At 38.7% G+C, this 14,232-nt stretch carries 15 protein-coding genes; 14 read left to right on the forward strand and 1 reads right to left on the reverse strand.

The window, feature by feature from the left end; translation table 11 throughout:
• Positions 1-234 precede the first annotated feature (234 nt).
• Positions 235-585, reverse strand: a complete 351-nt coding sequence (locus DXA36_RS28965; protein WP_118682739.1) for a helix-turn-helix domain-containing protein — start codon at positions 583-585, stop codon at positions 235-237.
• Between the two features lie 347 nt (positions 586-932).
• On the opposite strand from DXA36_RS28965, the gene DXA36_RS28970 reads away from it, so the two are divergent.
• From DXA36_RS28970 to DXA36_RS29030, 14 genes are all read left to right on the forward strand, one after another.
• Entirely contained in the window at positions 933-1,664 is a 732-nt protein-coding gene (locus DXA36_RS28970) for a CpsB/CapC family capsule biosynthesis tyrosine phosphatase (RefSeq protein ID WP_118682740.1), read from the forward strand.
• Positions 1,665-1,808: 144 nt separating this feature from the next.
• Positions 1,809-2,546: a YveK family protein gene (locus DXA36_RS28975; protein ID WP_118682741.1), complete on the forward strand. Its 738-nt coding sequence runs from the start codon at positions 1,809-1,811 to the stop codon at positions 2,544-2,546.
• 56 nt (positions 2,547-2,602) lie between these two features.
• Positions 2,603-2,725 (forward strand): hypothetical protein, encoded by a 123-nt coding sequence (locus DXA36_RS33905; RefSeq protein WP_279221571.1) that lies wholly within the window; start codon positions 2,603-2,605, stop codon positions 2,723-2,725.
• Between the two features lie 37 nt (positions 2,726-2,762).
• The gene (locus DXA36_RS28980; RefSeq protein ID WP_118682742.1) at positions 2,763-3,689 is read left to right on the forward strand and encodes a CpsD/CapB family tyrosine-protein kinase; all 927 of its coding nucleotides are present in this window, start codon (positions 2,763-2,765) and stop codon (positions 3,687-3,689) included.
• A gap of 14 nt (positions 3,690-3,703) precedes the next feature.
• Complete coding sequence (locus DXA36_RS28985; RefSeq protein ID WP_118682743.1) at positions 3,704-4,516, forward strand: hypothetical protein; 813 nt, start codon at positions 3,704-3,706, stop codon at positions 4,514-4,516.
• 535 nt (positions 4,517-5,051) lie between these two features.
• Positions 5,052-5,522 carry a sugar 3,4-ketoisomerase gene (locus DXA36_RS28990; RefSeq protein ID WP_118682744.1) on the forward strand — a complete coding sequence of 157 codons (471 nt, stop codon included), beginning with the start codon at positions 5,052-5,054 and terminating at the stop codon, positions 5,520-5,522.
• Positions 5,501-5,950, forward strand: a complete 450-nt coding sequence (locus DXA36_RS28995; RefSeq protein ID WP_243114772.1) for a sugar 3,4-ketoisomerase — start codon at positions 5,501-5,503, stop codon at positions 5,948-5,950. The genes DXA36_RS28990 and DXA36_RS28995 overlap by 22 nt, the downstream gene beginning before the upstream one ends.
• A 16-nt stretch (positions 5,951-5,966) precedes the next feature.
• Entirely contained in the window at positions 5,967-7,058 is a 1,092-nt protein-coding gene (locus tag DXA36_RS29000) for a DegT/DnrJ/EryC1/StrS family aminotransferase (RefSeq protein ID WP_118682746.1), read from the forward strand.
• 30 nt (positions 7,059-7,088) lie between these two features.
• On the forward strand, positions 7,089-8,033 hold the full coding sequence (locus tag DXA36_RS29005) for a GNAT family N-acetyltransferase (RefSeq protein WP_118682747.1): 945 nt from the start codon (positions 7,089-7,091) through the stop codon (positions 8,031-8,033).
• 18 nt (positions 8,034-8,051) lie between these two features.
• Positions 8,052-8,879 carry a sugar transferase gene (locus DXA36_RS29010; RefSeq protein WP_182479310.1) on the forward strand — a complete coding sequence of 276 codons (828 nt, stop codon included), beginning with the start codon at positions 8,052-8,054 and terminating at the stop codon, positions 8,877-8,879.
• Positions 8,876-10,126, forward strand: coding sequence for an ATP-grasp domain-containing protein (locus DXA36_RS29015; protein WP_118682749.1), 1,251 nt, complete (start codon positions 8,876-8,878; stop codon positions 10,124-10,126). Before DXA36_RS29010 ends, DXA36_RS29015 begins: the two co-directional genes overlap by 4 nt.
• Positions 10,127-10,142: 16 nt before the next feature.
• Positions 10,143-11,483, forward strand: coding sequence for an MmgE/PrpD family protein (locus tag DXA36_RS29020; RefSeq protein WP_118682750.1), 1,341 nt, complete (start codon positions 10,143-10,145; stop codon positions 11,481-11,483).
• A gap of 48 nt (positions 11,484-11,531) precedes the next feature.
• Entirely contained in the window at positions 11,532-12,827 is a 1,296-nt protein-coding gene (locus tag DXA36_RS29025; protein WP_118682751.1) for an O-antigen ligase family protein, read from the forward strand.
• Positions 12,811-14,205 carry an oligosaccharide flippase family protein gene (locus DXA36_RS29030; RefSeq protein WP_118682752.1) on the forward strand — a complete coding sequence of 465 codons (1,395 nt, stop codon included), beginning with the start codon at positions 12,811-12,813 and terminating at the stop codon, positions 14,203-14,205. The genes DXA36_RS29025 and DXA36_RS29030 overlap by 17 nt, the downstream gene beginning before the upstream one ends.
• Positions 14,206-14,232: the final 27 nt, after the last annotated feature.

A 14,232-nucleotide genomic window follows, 5' to 3' on the forward strand; every position in this document is an offset into this window, starting at 1 on the left:
ACGGTGGTGTGGGAGGACGGTAAATAAAATAATTATTTACCTCCTACCCGATTTTCCGCTGATAAGCGGAATATTTTGGTTGATGACAGGCAGAGACGGTGAGACCGCTCTGCCTTTTACAGACTTTAAGACTTGCGAGGTTCCTTACTAAGATGACTGACATGAAGAAATATACTACAGAAGAGTAGTACATAAAGGTAAACATTAAAACTTTTATTTAGTAATTTTTTCAAATTAGTTACTGCACGCCGCTATGAATAGCTTCAGCAGTCTGAGAGCATAGTCTCTTTTTTGAACCGGAAAATTATCAAGTATATCAAGAATGGCGCTCACTTCATCCTGATGCCTTTGGACATTCTTATTGGCTTCATTGCCAAAAATAATATAATCCAGCGACATGTTTAAGGAGTGAGACAAGGCCATTAATGTCTCCACTGACATTCCGCAGCTACCTCGTTCAATGTCGGCATAGTATTTCGGCACTCTGCCGATTCTTTCTGCCATTTCTTCCTGTGTCATCCCCAGTAAGGTACGTTTTAAACGTAGCCGTTCGCCTGCAGCAAGTCTATTGTAGGTATCAGACATTGCAATTTCCTCCTGACAGTTGGTTACAGGTTATAAGTTACGGGGTACCTTTTGTGGTTGATGCTTAATGATAACCATTATAAACATCCATAAATATACAAATATGACAATGATTTCAATATTATAACAAAAAACACATATTATTGCTATGGTACTGAAATGCCTTTCCTATTCCATTTACTACCAAAAAAATACCCGTAAGGGAATTATTTTGTAAAATGGGGTTTGACAACACCTGTTTAAAACGTATATAATATAATAGTTTTAAACGTAGGTTTGTAAATTTTCTGAATCCAGAAGAAAATAATACGAAAGGGAAAAAGCAAATTACAAAAAACGTAACACGTATGGAAGAAATTATCGATATACATTCTCATATAATTCCGTGTGTGGATGACGGAGCCCGCTCTATGGAACAATCCCTCAAAATGCTGGAAATAGCGGCATCGGAAGGAATTACAGGCATGATTGCCACACCTCACCAGAAAGCAGATCGCAAATGTGTAACACCGGAAGGTATAACAAAACGGATCCGGATTTTGCAGGAAGAAGCGGAGAAGTTAAAAATTCCGGTTAAGCTTTATCCGGGAAATGAAATTTTTTACAGGCACGGCCTGGCGGAACTGCTGGAAGCCGGAAAAATAAGAACCATGGCAGATTCCCATTATGCACTGATAGAGTTCCTGCCGGGCGAAGATTATAACTATATCCGTGACGCTCTCGGAAGAGTGGCTTCCTTTGGATACTGGCCTATATTGGCCCATGTGGAGAGATATGCCAATGTGGTAAAGAATTTGGAAAAAGCAAGAGAACTGAAAGACGATACAGGATGCTTTTTTCAGATAAATGCATCGAGTGTATCCGGAGAACAGGGACTGGCGGTTAAAAACGTAGTAAAAAAGATTTTGAAACTGGGACTGGTTGATTTTGCAGCAACGGATACCCATAGTGATGGAGGCCGTGCACCACGGATAAAGAAATGTGCTGCATACCTGGAAAAAAAATGGGGAACGGATGAGGCAAGAAAACTGCTGGTTGAGAATCCGGGATGTATACTGCAGGACAAGCTGTTGTTGTAAAAGAATGTTGAACAGAAGGCAAATGAACAAGAGTACCTTCCGTTCTCTGCGGATAATACCGTTTGGCTTATTGAGCCCAGGAATAAAGGCTGTTGTTCGTGAAGATATAAAAATGGAAATATATACACAGGAGAAAACCGTTTTATGGAAGAAAATACAATACGTCAGACAGATGAAATAGAAATTGATTTGTGGGAAATCTGCCTGGTTTTGATACATAATCTGGCATTGATCGTTTCCGTGGGAATTATGGCGGCACTGGGGGCCTTTCTGGTTACCCAGCTCTTTGGCGTGCCCAAATATGAGTCCACTACCAAGATTTATATCCTGAATAAGCAGGACAATAATGCGGTGACCTATTCGGATATTCAGTTGGGAACCCAGCTGACGAAAGATTATGCAGAACTTATCCAGAGCCGTTTTGTTCTGGAAGAAGTCGTTCAGGGAATGGGTATGGATCTGAGTTATGAGGAGATGAAAAAGAAGGTTTCCGTGACAACACCTACGGACACCCGTATCCTGGCCATAACGGTTACAGATTCGGATCCCGTATTGGCGATGCAGACTGCCAATGCGATCCGGGAGGTCGCTGCGGTGCACATTATGAACGTGATGGATATCCAGGCGGTAAATGTGGCGGAAACAGCAAATATGCCTATGAAAAAAGCCGGTCCCAGTGTGCTGAAGAACACGTTAATCGGGGGCGTGCTCGGCGTCTTTCTGATGATTGCGATTGTACTGGTTCGTTTCCTGATGGATGACACGGTGAAAACGCCGGAGGACGTGGAAAAATACCTGCAGCTTTCTACCCTGGCGGTAATCCCGTTGAATGAAGGCGAGACAGAGCCTAAGAAGAAAAAGAAAAAAGTGAAGAGAAGCTAAAGCTCCATCCGGCAAGTAACTGTAGTAACGGTACCGGCTGACGGAGGTATCAGGTAATGACGGGCAGGAAAGAGTACCGAAGGAGCGGTTACTTTTCTGCTGTTATCATGTCCGGAAATAAAACCGATGCGGCTGTAAAATCAGAAATTCCAAAGCAAGCTGCGGGAAATTTAGCTTAACAGAGAGGAACAACAGATAAAGGAGTAAGGGAAAACCATGCAGACAGTAACATTTAATGCCATAGAAAAACTGGATTTTCGGACAAAAGAAAGCTATAAAACCCTGCGGACCAACCTGGAATTTTCAGGGAAGGACAGAAGAGTGATATCGGTAACCAGCAGTACTCCGAACGAAGGAAAAACGAGTGTGTCCTTCCAGCTGGCCATGTCTATTGCGGAGGGTGGGAAAAAGGTTATCCTGGTGGATGCGGATCTTCGGAAATCCGTATTAAAAGGACGCTACAAGAGCAACGCCTCCAGGCATGGGCTGTCCCACTATCTGAGCGGCCAGGCATCGATAACAGATATATCCTGCAAAACCAATATCCCTGATTTTTATGTCATTTTCTCCGGACCGGTACCGCCGAACCCCAGCGAACTTCTCGGGAATGATGCCTTCCGGCTTCTGCTGGAGTATCTGCGTAAGGAATATGATTATGTAATTGTGGATACGCCGCCGTTAGGCAGTGTAATTGACGGTGCGGTTGCTGCCCAGCATTGTGATGGGACGGTTATCGTGATAGAGAGCGGGGCTATCAGCTATAAATTTGCGCAGAAGGTAAAGGAGCAGCTGGAGAAGGTGGACTGCAAGATCCTGGGGGTGATCCTGAATAAGGTAAATATGAGCGGCAAGGGATATTACGGCGCTTATTACGGGAAATATTACGGCAAATATTATGGAAAGTATTACGGAAATAATGAAGAGGGCGGTCTGCATGCGGCGGTAGTGCAGAAAGGACCTAAGGGGGCCAGGACGGTAAAGGGGGATGCCAATGACCATTCCCATGAAGCTAAAAACAGTACAGAGCCCGGGAAAGAAAAAACTGTGGAAGAAAATGCGATTCCGGATGATGATATGATCCAGCTTGATATAGACATGGTACAGCTGGCAGAGGATACGGAACCGATAGAAGAACTGAAATAAAGGGAGGCGGGAAGATGGATATAAAAAGAGTCGTATTCATAATCGGAGGGATAGATATCGTTCTCCTGGCCGTGTGTCTGTTTCTGTATTTGGGGAAAGACAGGACGCCGCCGGTGATTTCCTTTGGAGAGAATCTGGCGGGGTATGAAGAAGGAATGGACGAAGCGCTGCTGCTGCAGGGAGTAACCGCTGTGGATGAAAAGGACGGGGATGTGAGCGACAGTCTGCTGGTGGAGAAGATAGCGGGTACGAACGGGAAAGAAGTGATAGTGACTTATGTGGCGCGGGACAGTGCGAATAACGTGGGGAAGGCTTCCCGGATGTTTACGACGACAGGAAGTAACCAGGGAGCGGATGTGCTGCCTGTTATGGGTGAAGGATTGGAAGAGGGGAAGGGGACAGAGGAAAGTGGAATGAGTGAATCTGAGACAGAAGGTGAAGGGGAAAGCAGCTCTGAGGCAGAGGAGGACAGGGATGAGGAAGAAGGGGACGATGCAAATGGAGAGAATGCGGGGGACGATGGAAGGCAGGAGGAGCAGGGAGAACAGGGAGAACGGGGAGAAGAACCGCAGGCCGGGCCGAATCCGGTGCTGGAGATGAACGGGGATGTGGTAAATACGAAAATGGGTACGGCTCCGAACTGGGGGCAGGTAATAGCGGCGATGTCGGATGATAGGGATGACTATAATACTCTTTATAATAATTTGAAGCTGGAAGGGCATGTGGATCTGAATGCGGCGGGAGAGTATCCGGTGAGGTTGTATACGGTGGATTCGGATGGGAACCGGTCGGAGGTAAGGGAGTTGGTGGTGAAGGTGGAGGAGTGAGAGGAGGAATAAGCTAAGTGGTGAGTTCTTCAATTGATGTCTGCTGTCACAGTGTCGTAAAGTATAGCAATTAATATTAAATTGAAATAAGTGAAAGTTTTTGATTAGGAACGATATTTTATAATGTTTAATCTGTTATGAGGTGGAATGCTAGAAACAAGGAAACTCTGTCAGATCAAATATGGATTTTGTTTATTACAACATCTATAAATGTTAGTACTAATTTATTAATGGCTTAATAATAGTATATGGGACCAAAATTTGGAATAATGATTTGAGTAATATAATCAATATTCGCTATGTCATCGGAATGTCCAAGATTTACACGGATCTTGGCTCGTTGTCAGAGACTACGTCTAAGGATGGCATTCGGAAGGCCATTCTGTAGTATGGAGTGGTGGAAGATCATCATCTTTAGGGTACACCAGAATTATTACGAGAAGATGTATGGGAATGGGTAAGTATCAATAAGTGTAGCCAAGATATCCAGATACATAAAACAACAAAAGAATACGTGAGGGCGAAGAGACAAAAAATGAAGTATGAGATAGTAAATTTAAAAACTGTTACAAATGAGGATGAAAAATTAGGCGGGTTAACCTTTATAGAAGCAGAGCGGGATATTCCGTTTGCGATTAAGAGAATCTATTGTATTTATAAGACGGAGGAAAATCAGCATCGCGGTTTCCACGCACATAAGAAAAACTGGCAGCTTTTATTTTGTCCCTATGGCGTAATTGACATTATCATAACTGACGGGGAAGAAAAGCGGGTAGTTACACTGGATCATCCGTCAAAGGGGCTAGTACTCTATCCGGGATTATGGAGAGAAATGATTTGGAAACAGGATGATTCTGTGTTGTGTGTAGCGGCGTCAGAATACTATGATTCAGAAGAGTATATTCGTAGCTATGACGAATATTTACAGTATAGAAAAGAAGTAGGCAATGATGCAGAAGCAGACACAAATACCTTTGAGGGGGGGTGGATTACCAGCCGGAAATAGGAACAGTTCGTATGCTAAAGTTCCCGTTCATGAATCCCAATAAGACCCAATCCAAGTCTGTGGTGATTGAAGGAGAGTTGGATATTCCTTTTGAGATTAAAAGAGTCTTTTATATCTTCGGGAAGGGGAATAGCGGTTTAATACGGGGAAAACATTCTAATCGAAAATCAGAACTAGTACTCTTCAATGTTTCTGGCAAAAACAAGGTCAAGGTTATTGATGAAGACAGGAATGAGTCTGTATACGAACTGAATTACCCAAATAAAGGGGTATATCTACCAAGAATGACATGGAAGGAAATGTATGATTTTACAGAGGATTCTGTACTGATGGTGATAACGAATGAATATTATGATGCTACTGAGTATGTCAGAGATTTTGATACCTTTGTAAAAGAAATGCATGAGATAAAATCCAATACACAATGAAAGGACATGAATTGCAATGGTAGTACAGTCGGTAGTTTTGAAGAAAACCTTTGATTTATATAAGGCTGAGTATGAAGAGGCGGCTCTACGAGCTTTGAACTCTGGGTGGTATATTCTCGGAAAAGAGATGGAGACTTTTGAGCAAAAGTTTGCGGCCTATATGGGGGTGAAGCATTGTGTTGCATTAAATTCCGGAACGGATGCTCTAATTCTTGCTTGCCGGGCCTTGGGATTTACCTCTGGGGATGAGGTGATTATTCCTGCTGGAACCTACATTGCTTCTGTAATTGGAGTGACGGAGAATGGAGCCACTCCTGTGTTTGTGGATATGGATGAGCATATGGAGATAAATGTAGATTTAATAAAGGAAAAAATTACAGATAAAACTAAAGCTATTCTTCCTGTACATTTATTTGGTCAAAGCAACCGAATGGACAAGATTATGGAACTCAAAAGGATATATAATCTCAAGGTGATAGAAGACTGTGCCCAGTGCCTTGGATCAACATTTGAGGGCAAACTGGCAGGCACCTTCGGGGATATTGGTTGCTTTAGCTTCTATCCCACAAAGCCTCTAGGTGCTCTGGGAGATGCAGGTGCGATTATTACTAATGACGATGCCTTAGCGGAGAGAATTCGTCTTCTTAGAAATTATGGCAGCAAGATTAAGTATCACAATGAAATCAAAGGTATAAACAGTCGAATGGACGAAGTGCAGGCTGCTGTTCTACAGGTGGGGCTAACCCATTTGGATGAGGGCAATACCGAAAGACGTCGTCAGGCACAGATGTACATGGATGGAATCCATAATTCGAAAATCACGATTCCTGCTGTGTATGAGAATGTATATCATGTGTATCATCTGTTCCCTATTCTTGTGGAGGAGAGGGATGCATTCCGGGAGTATTTGAGCCAAAATGGAATCAAGACACAGGTACATTATCCGATTCCGCCCTATGTGGCCGAGTGCTACAAGGATTGGGGGTACGCATGGAGCGATTTCCCCAACGCTGAGCGAAACGCAAAGCAGGAAATCAGCCTGCCAATTTACGCTGGACTGACGAACGAAGAAGTGCAGTATGTAATTGATGTGATTAATCAGTATTGAGATGATACCTTATTTGGGGGGGAAAATAAATTGATTAAGATAAAACAGTATTCAAAAGAGAATGAAAAGGTTTGGGATCAGTTCATAGAGAACAGCAAGAATCCACTTTTTATGTTTAATCGAAAATATATGGAATATCATGAGGATAGATTTCAAGATAATTCGCTGATGTTTTATGATGAGAACAAGTTGGTTGCGTTATTACCTATGAACGTGAGGAACGATAAACTTATAACTCATGAGGGACTTACTTTTGGGGGGTTTATTGAAAGTACAAATGTAAAACAACATACGATAAATGATTGTACTTCTGAGTTAATATCATATGCGAAAGGTAAAGGCATTAAGAGAATTGTTTATAAACATATTCCACATATGTATCATGAACAGCCATCAGAAGAAGATATTTATGCGTTATTTTTACATGGGGCACAAATATCTAAAGTTGAGGCAGCAACAGTAATTAATTTACGAAAGCCATTAAAAATGCCAAAAGGGCGGAAATCGCAAATATCTAGGGCGAAACGTGAGGGTGTTGTTGTAAAGGAACTCAATGATCACGATGATTATTGTGAGTTTATAAACCTTGAGAATAGGGTATTAAGCGAACATTACGGTGCAACCGCAACTCATACGGGGGAAGAAATGGCTTTGCTACATAGTCGGTTTCCAGAACATATTCATCTTTATGCAGCAATATATGAGTACACAATAATTGCTGGAGCGATAGTCTATGAATATGGTCAAGTTATTCATTTGCAGTATTTGGCGGCAGATGATAAGGCAAGAGAAATTGGTGCTTTGGACTTGGTTATTGCAGAGGCGATAGAGAAATATAGGCCGACAAAGTTATGGTTAGATTTTGGAAAATCAACAGAGGATGATGGTAGATTCTTAAATGAAGGTTTGATTTCACAAAAAGAAAGTTTTGGTGGACGAACTAATGTTTATGAAACCTTGGAAATTATTTTTTAGTAAATTATGAGGTATAAAGTGAAAATTAATCATAAGATTGAAAATCTTCAAGGAAACCTTAATTTGATTTCAAATAAAGAGGAAGAGATTGTAGAGTATTTAAAAAAGAATCTTGATAGAACAAATGATAAACCTTTGGAGGTTCATCCAAAAAATTCAATATACACAAGATATATAAAGCGAGTTCTGGATATTATTGTTGCAGTTCCGATTTTTTTGGTTTTGCTTCCTATAAATCTTTTATTTGTAATTTGTACCTTCTTCGATGTAGGACATCCTATATTTTATATGCAGTCTCGCTGTGGAAGGAATGGAAATCCATTTCTTCTGGTCAAATTCAGAAACATGAATAATAATACAGATGAAAATGGAAGGCTACTACCAGCAAATAAAAGAGTTACAAAATTTGGAAAGATAATGCGGAAATACTCATTAGATGAACTTTTGAATTTTTGGAGTGTTATAAAGGGTGATATGTCTATAATAGGACCTAGGCCATTGCCAGTATTTTTTTATGATCGAATGAGCGAGCGGCATAAAATGCGGAATGCGATACGGCCGGGATTGGAATGTCCGCGGTTAATTAAATTGCAGGGTGAGGATTTATCCCAGTATCATATTCAATTTGAGAATGATGTATGGTACGTGGAAAATGTAAGTTTTTTGACTGATATAAAGTTGATTTTTCACTTGGTGAAGATGGTGTTCTCAATGAGACAAAGAGAACATCAGGCAAATGGCAACGCAGCGTCCTATTTTGTGGGATATGATGAAGGGGGACACGCAATTAGTATGTCTATTGCGTTAAAGTTATATGCCGATAAGAAGGAGGATGGAGCGACGTGAATGTGAAAGTTGCTATAGTAGTAGGTGGCATTCAAAACCACATACCGCTAATTAAGCGTTTAAAAAGAAGACAGTATTATACGATTTTAGTTGATTATCTAGATGAGCCTAGGGCGAAGCATTATGCAGATGAACATGTTCAAATAAGCATATTTGATTTTGATGCTATTAAAAACCTCGCAATAGAACGAAAAGCTTCGTTGATTATTAATGCTTGCCTAGAGCATGTTAACACAGGAATATGTAGAATAGCTGAAGAATTGGGCCTTCCGCATCCATATAGTTCAGAAATCGCATATAAGATTTCAAATAAGGAGTACATGAAGGAATGTATGGTACAAAATGATGTGCCAACTACAAAATATATGTGTATTTCTTCCTATGAGGATTTAAGGGATTTTTGTTTGAAATATCCTGTATATGTTAAATCAAGCGAAGGTTCTGGGTCTAATGCTGTAAATAGGGCATCGTCGATAGAGGAGGTAAAGTCCTGTATTGAACAAGTATTGAAAAAATATCCTGGAAAAAGAGTTATCGTAGAGGAAGAGGCAAAAGGAAAAGAATATAACGTTTATTGTTTCCCGACAAACGGAAGGGCAAATGTATTGATGATTGCAAAAAGATGTACAGATAATCAATCTGAGGATCATGTAACAAAACTGATTGCAACATTTGCACCGCCATTGATTTCCGAGAAGGCAAAAGAAATTATTCATGATACTGCGAATTGTATCACAAGGGCGTTTAAATTGGATAATGTGCCAATGTTTATGCAAGTGATGGTTTGTGAGGATAAAATCAATGTTATTGAGTTTGCTGGAAGAATGTCGGGAGGATATGGGTATCAAGCAATTTATGATGATACGGGAATAGATGAATTTGAGGCTACAATTAATTCGTTTTTGAATATTCCAAATATCATAGAATTTAAGGCACCTGATAGTTTCACTACGGTTTCAACTATTTATGCATCTCCTTGTATTTTTGATAAGGTAATAGGGTATCAAGAATTGTTGGATAATGGCACTATCAGCAATGCTATGTTTCCAAGATTGTCTGGTACAGAAATTGTTTCTGGAAGTTCAAATGGAAGTTGCGTTGCTTTTTTCATTCATCATGCAGCAACTATAGATGAATTAATAGATAAAATTTTTACGACCTATAATTCTGTTGAGGTTCTAGGAACAGACGGAAAGAAGCATTTGAAGAAAGAGCTAAGATTAACAAAGGAACTAATATTTTCATAAATTTGGGGGATTACATATGAGTCTATCGGAGGAGTTGGCAACTCTCTTGTTTAATATTCGTACTTTGTCAGATAAGGATAGAATACAGATAAAAAAACTGTTGTTGGATTTTTTGGCAGCAACATATGCAGGATATCAAGTAAATAGAAAGTTTAATATTTGTGTTGAAAAAGTTGTTTTCGACCAGAAAGGAAAGGAGGAAGCTTCGGTTCTACTCCATACTCAAAAGTTGCCGGCAAAAGAGGCAGCATTTATGAATGCTTTGTATGGCCATGGTGCTGAATTGGATGATGGAAATCGAAAGGCGATGGGGCATGTGGGCGTTCATGTAATTCCAGCTGTTTTAGCGTTGGCAGAAAGCGAAAAGAAGAATCAAGATGAAGTAATGCTAGCGATTGTATGTGGATATGAGGCTTATATAAGAGTTTCATCAGCTGCACAACCAGGAATGGTGAATAGAAGTTTTCATTCAACAGGAATAGCTGGTGCAATTGGATGCGCTGCTGCATGTGCAAAAATACTGGGATTGTCAGCAGAGATGATGGAAAATTCAATGTCATTGGCAAGTACAATGTCAAGCGGTTTACTAACTTATAGCGAATCAAGACAGATGATAAAGCCAATCAATCCTGCTAAAGCTGCGGAAACAGGCGTTTTTGCAGCTCGTTTAGCCAAGGCTGGAGTTCTAGGACCTTTGAATTTTCTAGAAGGTCCTAATGGATGGTTTCATGCTGTCGCTGATATGGTTAATACAGAGTCACTTTTAATTAAAAATAAACATTGGTTAATCCATGAATGTTATTTTAAATTATTCCCATCCTGTAGGCATACGCATGGTGGAATTGAAGCTGCGATTGCATTGCATGATTTAATATCTCTTAAGGAAATTGAGCGGGTTGACGTTTTTATTTACCCAAATGCAATAAAACTTGCAGGTCATATTATGTTTCCTAAAGATGAAGATGAAACCAAGTTTTCTATATATTATACTTTTGCAATTGCATTGCTTTATGGAGAATATGGTATTCGTTACATGAAACCACCGATATTAAATGAGAGAGTCGTAGATTTGATTCGTAAAATTCATCTTATTTCAGATGAAGGGTTGGAAAATAAAACAATGGGAATACGAGGAGTACGGGTGGAAGTACATCAGGATAATAAAGTGATTGAAAAGACGGTATTAATACCGAAAGGTGATCCCGAAAATCCACTTTCCTTTGGTGATCTCAAGGATAAGTTTAAGGTATGTAGCACAGGTATTTTAGAAGAAGAAAGAGTTAGGGATATAATAGATTATGTTTCTTGTTTTGGTGGGGATGAGGAAATAAATACGACGATTTTTTTCAATGGATAAGATAAGGAAAATGGTAGCTCCAGCTTTTACTGTAAGAGGGAATTTTACATGGTGCGATTAAATAGAAAACAAGAAAAAAAGTATACTGTTAGTATAATATGCTTGATATGCATGTTGCTTACAGTAAATATGAAATGGTTGTTTGAAGGAATTTTAGATAAGTCCATAATAGAGGCAACCATTTTGCTGTTCTTATTGTGTATTCTATTGTTCTTTAATCGATTTAAAATTAAAAAAATAGGACTAATTTGGATCTTATACATTATAAATATTATATTTAGTTTAATAATCCACCCTTCTTCCTTTGGTATTTGGGGGCGAGGAGCCATAACTGTTTTTACAGTAGCCTTTATTTTCTTTGTTGATGAACCTATATATAGATATAAGACTGTTTTGAAATTATTTATATTCTTTGGGATTGTGAATAGTGCATTGGTTTTTTGTCATTACTTCTTTGAATCCTTCTTTGATAACACTTATTATTCTTTACTTAATGAAACTGCAAGAGGGTCGTATAGCCTTTATTCAAAATATGGATATTTTTTTGGATTACTCTATAACCCGCATGAGCCGGCATTTATGATTTGTATTTCTATTGCCGGAATTGTACTATGGGATGTTATGAATAAGACAAGGATTCTATGCTATACACCTGTATTAGTCTTATTTGTCTCTTTATTGATGACAGGAAAAAGAGGGATTTTTGTTATAGGTGCATTGTCATTAATAATAATGATTCTAGTTTTATATGGATCTAGAAAACAATGGTTGCAGTCACTTTTATTAATCTTGTTTGTTGTGATTGGCCTTGCTGTATTTATCCAGTTTGTCTTAACATATACAGAAATAGAATTCTTTACTAGATTTAGGACCTTGATTTTAGGTTTGTTTTCGGGTGATGGTGTGGATTCTGGTCGTTTCCAGATTTATGATATGGCTTTTAATGAGTGGAAAAGTAACCCGATATTAGGAATAGGGTGGAGACATTTCAATGCTTTAACTGTTGAGAAATATCATATGAAACAGTATCATGAGGTGAATTGTGACTACTTGCAGTGGCTCTGTGAAACAGGTATTGTAGGTTTTCTGTGCAATATAATTACTATAGGTGTAATGCAGTTTAGAGCGATGTTTGTATGCAGAAATTTAATAAAGAGAATAGATAATACAGTTGAGAAGTGGACATTATTATTAACAGGATATATACAAATTTTTGTTTTGGTATACGCTTTTATTGAGATTCCATTTGAGGATATAATTATTTTTGCGATATATATAATATCATGCATAGTCCAAAATAGTTTGTATAGGAGGAGAAGTCAGTTTAATGAAGAGAGAGGGTAAATTGTTAAAAAACACTGCAATATTAGGATTAGGCGTGTTTTTTCCTAAACTTGCTATTTTTGTTGCACTCCCTATCTTGACAGCTAAATTATCAAGAGCAGACTATGGAACATATGATTTAATTATAACGCTTGTGTCATTAGTCTTACCTTTAGCAACCGTACAAATTCAATCTGCGGCTTTTCGTTTCTTGATTGATATCCAAAAAAACAAGAATGAGCAGGAGAGACTAATAACGACAATATATGTATTTGTGCTCGCGACATCTGTTATATGTCTTACTATAGTATTTCTTGTATTGGGAACAATGCAAAACAGAATTAGAATTTTACTATGTGCATATTATCTGTTTGATATAGTTTCTATTGTCAATCGTCAGATTATTAGAGGATTGTTGAAGAATGTAGATTATGCAGTTAGTGCATTTATTAGTGGTTTCGGACAAATAATATTTCTGGTTTTGTTTCTATATGGTTTAAATCAAGAACTGGGAGGAGCTTTAGCAGCTGTGACCATAGCTGAATTTTGTTCGATGATGTATTTATTCATTAAAGGAAGAATTTTCACGTATATTAAATGGGGTAAATTTGATTATAAATTATTAAAAGAGCTTCTAATGTATTCTTGGCCAATGGTTCCTAATAGTTTAGCACAGTGGGTCATTCATACATCAGATAGATTTGTTATAACAGGAATTTTAGGAATTGCGGCTAACGCAGTTTACTCTGTTGCCTATAAAATACCATCCATTCTTTCTTTGGCTCAAACTACGTTTAACATGGCTTGGCAGGAAAATGCATCGATTTCAGTTGGAGACGAAGATGCTTCAGAATACTATTCGCATATGTTTAGAGTACTCTTCGATATCATTTCAGGGATGATGTCCGTTTTAATTGGAATGACACCTGTTCTCTTCCTGATTTTTGTGCAAGGAGATTACGAAGAGGCTTATAGCCAGATTCCTATTTTATTTATGGGTATGTTCTTTCTGTGCTTATCAACTTTCTGGGGAGGAATTTTTGTTGCCATTAAGCAGACAAAGGCAGTTGGAACAACCACTGTGATTGCAGCGGTTGTAAATCTGACGATAAATCTGATTCTAATAAGAGTATTAGGCTTATATGCCGCTTCAATATCTTCAGTTTTAGCATATACGATTATGTGTCTGATTAGAGTCTATAAACTAAATAAATTTATTGAGATACACTACGATTTGAAACATATAATCATAGTGATTATAATTCTAGTGTGTCAGTGTGTTATGTGCTTTAAGAATAGTATACAGTTTAACATTTTAAATGTTATTTCGGGATTAACGGTTTGTATTGTATTGAATTTAGGATTACTTAAAGCTTTGTTCAAGATTAAGTTTCACTAATCTGTACAGTGCTATTATTGAAAGAAT

The organism is Eisenbergiella sp. OF01-20 (assembly GCF_003478085.1).
Taxonomy (GTDB): Bacteria; Bacillota; Clostridia; order Lachnospirales; family Lachnospiraceae; genus Eisenbergiella.

Coding starts and splice junctions, on each gene's coding strand:
- DXA36_RS28970 (WP_118682740.1), top strand. CDS start 933: ATGGAAGAAATTATCGATATACATTCTCATATAATTCCGTGTGTGGAT.
- DXA36_RS28990 (WP_118682744.1), top strand. CDS start 5,052: ATGAAGTATGAGATAGTAAATTTAAAAACTGTTACAAATGAGGATGAA.
- DXA36_RS29025 (WP_118682751.1), top strand. CDS start 11,532: ATGGTGCGATTAAATAGAAAACAAGAAAAAAAGTATACTGTTAGTATA.
- DXA36_RS28985 (WP_118682743.1), top strand. CDS start 3,704: ATGGATATAAAAAGAGTCGTATTCATAATCGGAGGGATAGATATCGTT.
- DXA36_RS29030 (WP_118682752.1), top strand. CDS start 12,811: ATGAAGAGAGAGGGTAAATTGTTAAAAAACACTGCAATATTAGGATTA.
- DXA36_RS28980 (WP_118682742.1), top strand. CDS start 2,763: ATGCAGACAGTAACATTTAATGCCATAGAAAAACTGGATTTTCGGACA.
- DXA36_RS33905 (WP_279221571.1), top strand. CDS start 2,603: ATGACGGGCAGGAAAGAGTACCGAAGGAGCGGTTACTTTTCTGCTGTT.
- DXA36_RS28975 (WP_118682741.1), top strand. CDS start 1,809: ATGGAAGAAAATACAATACGTCAGACAGATGAAATAGAAATTGATTTG.
- DXA36_RS28965 (WP_118682739.1), bottom strand. CDS start 585: ATGTCTGATACCTACAATAGACTTGCTGCAGGCGAACGGCTACGTTTA.
- DXA36_RS29020 (WP_118682750.1), top strand. CDS start 10,143: ATGAGTCTATCGGAGGAGTTGGCAACTCTCTTGTTTAATATTCGTACT.
- DXA36_RS29000 (WP_118682746.1), top strand. CDS start 5,967: ATGGTAGTACAGTCGGTAGTTTTGAAGAAAACCTTTGATTTATATAAG.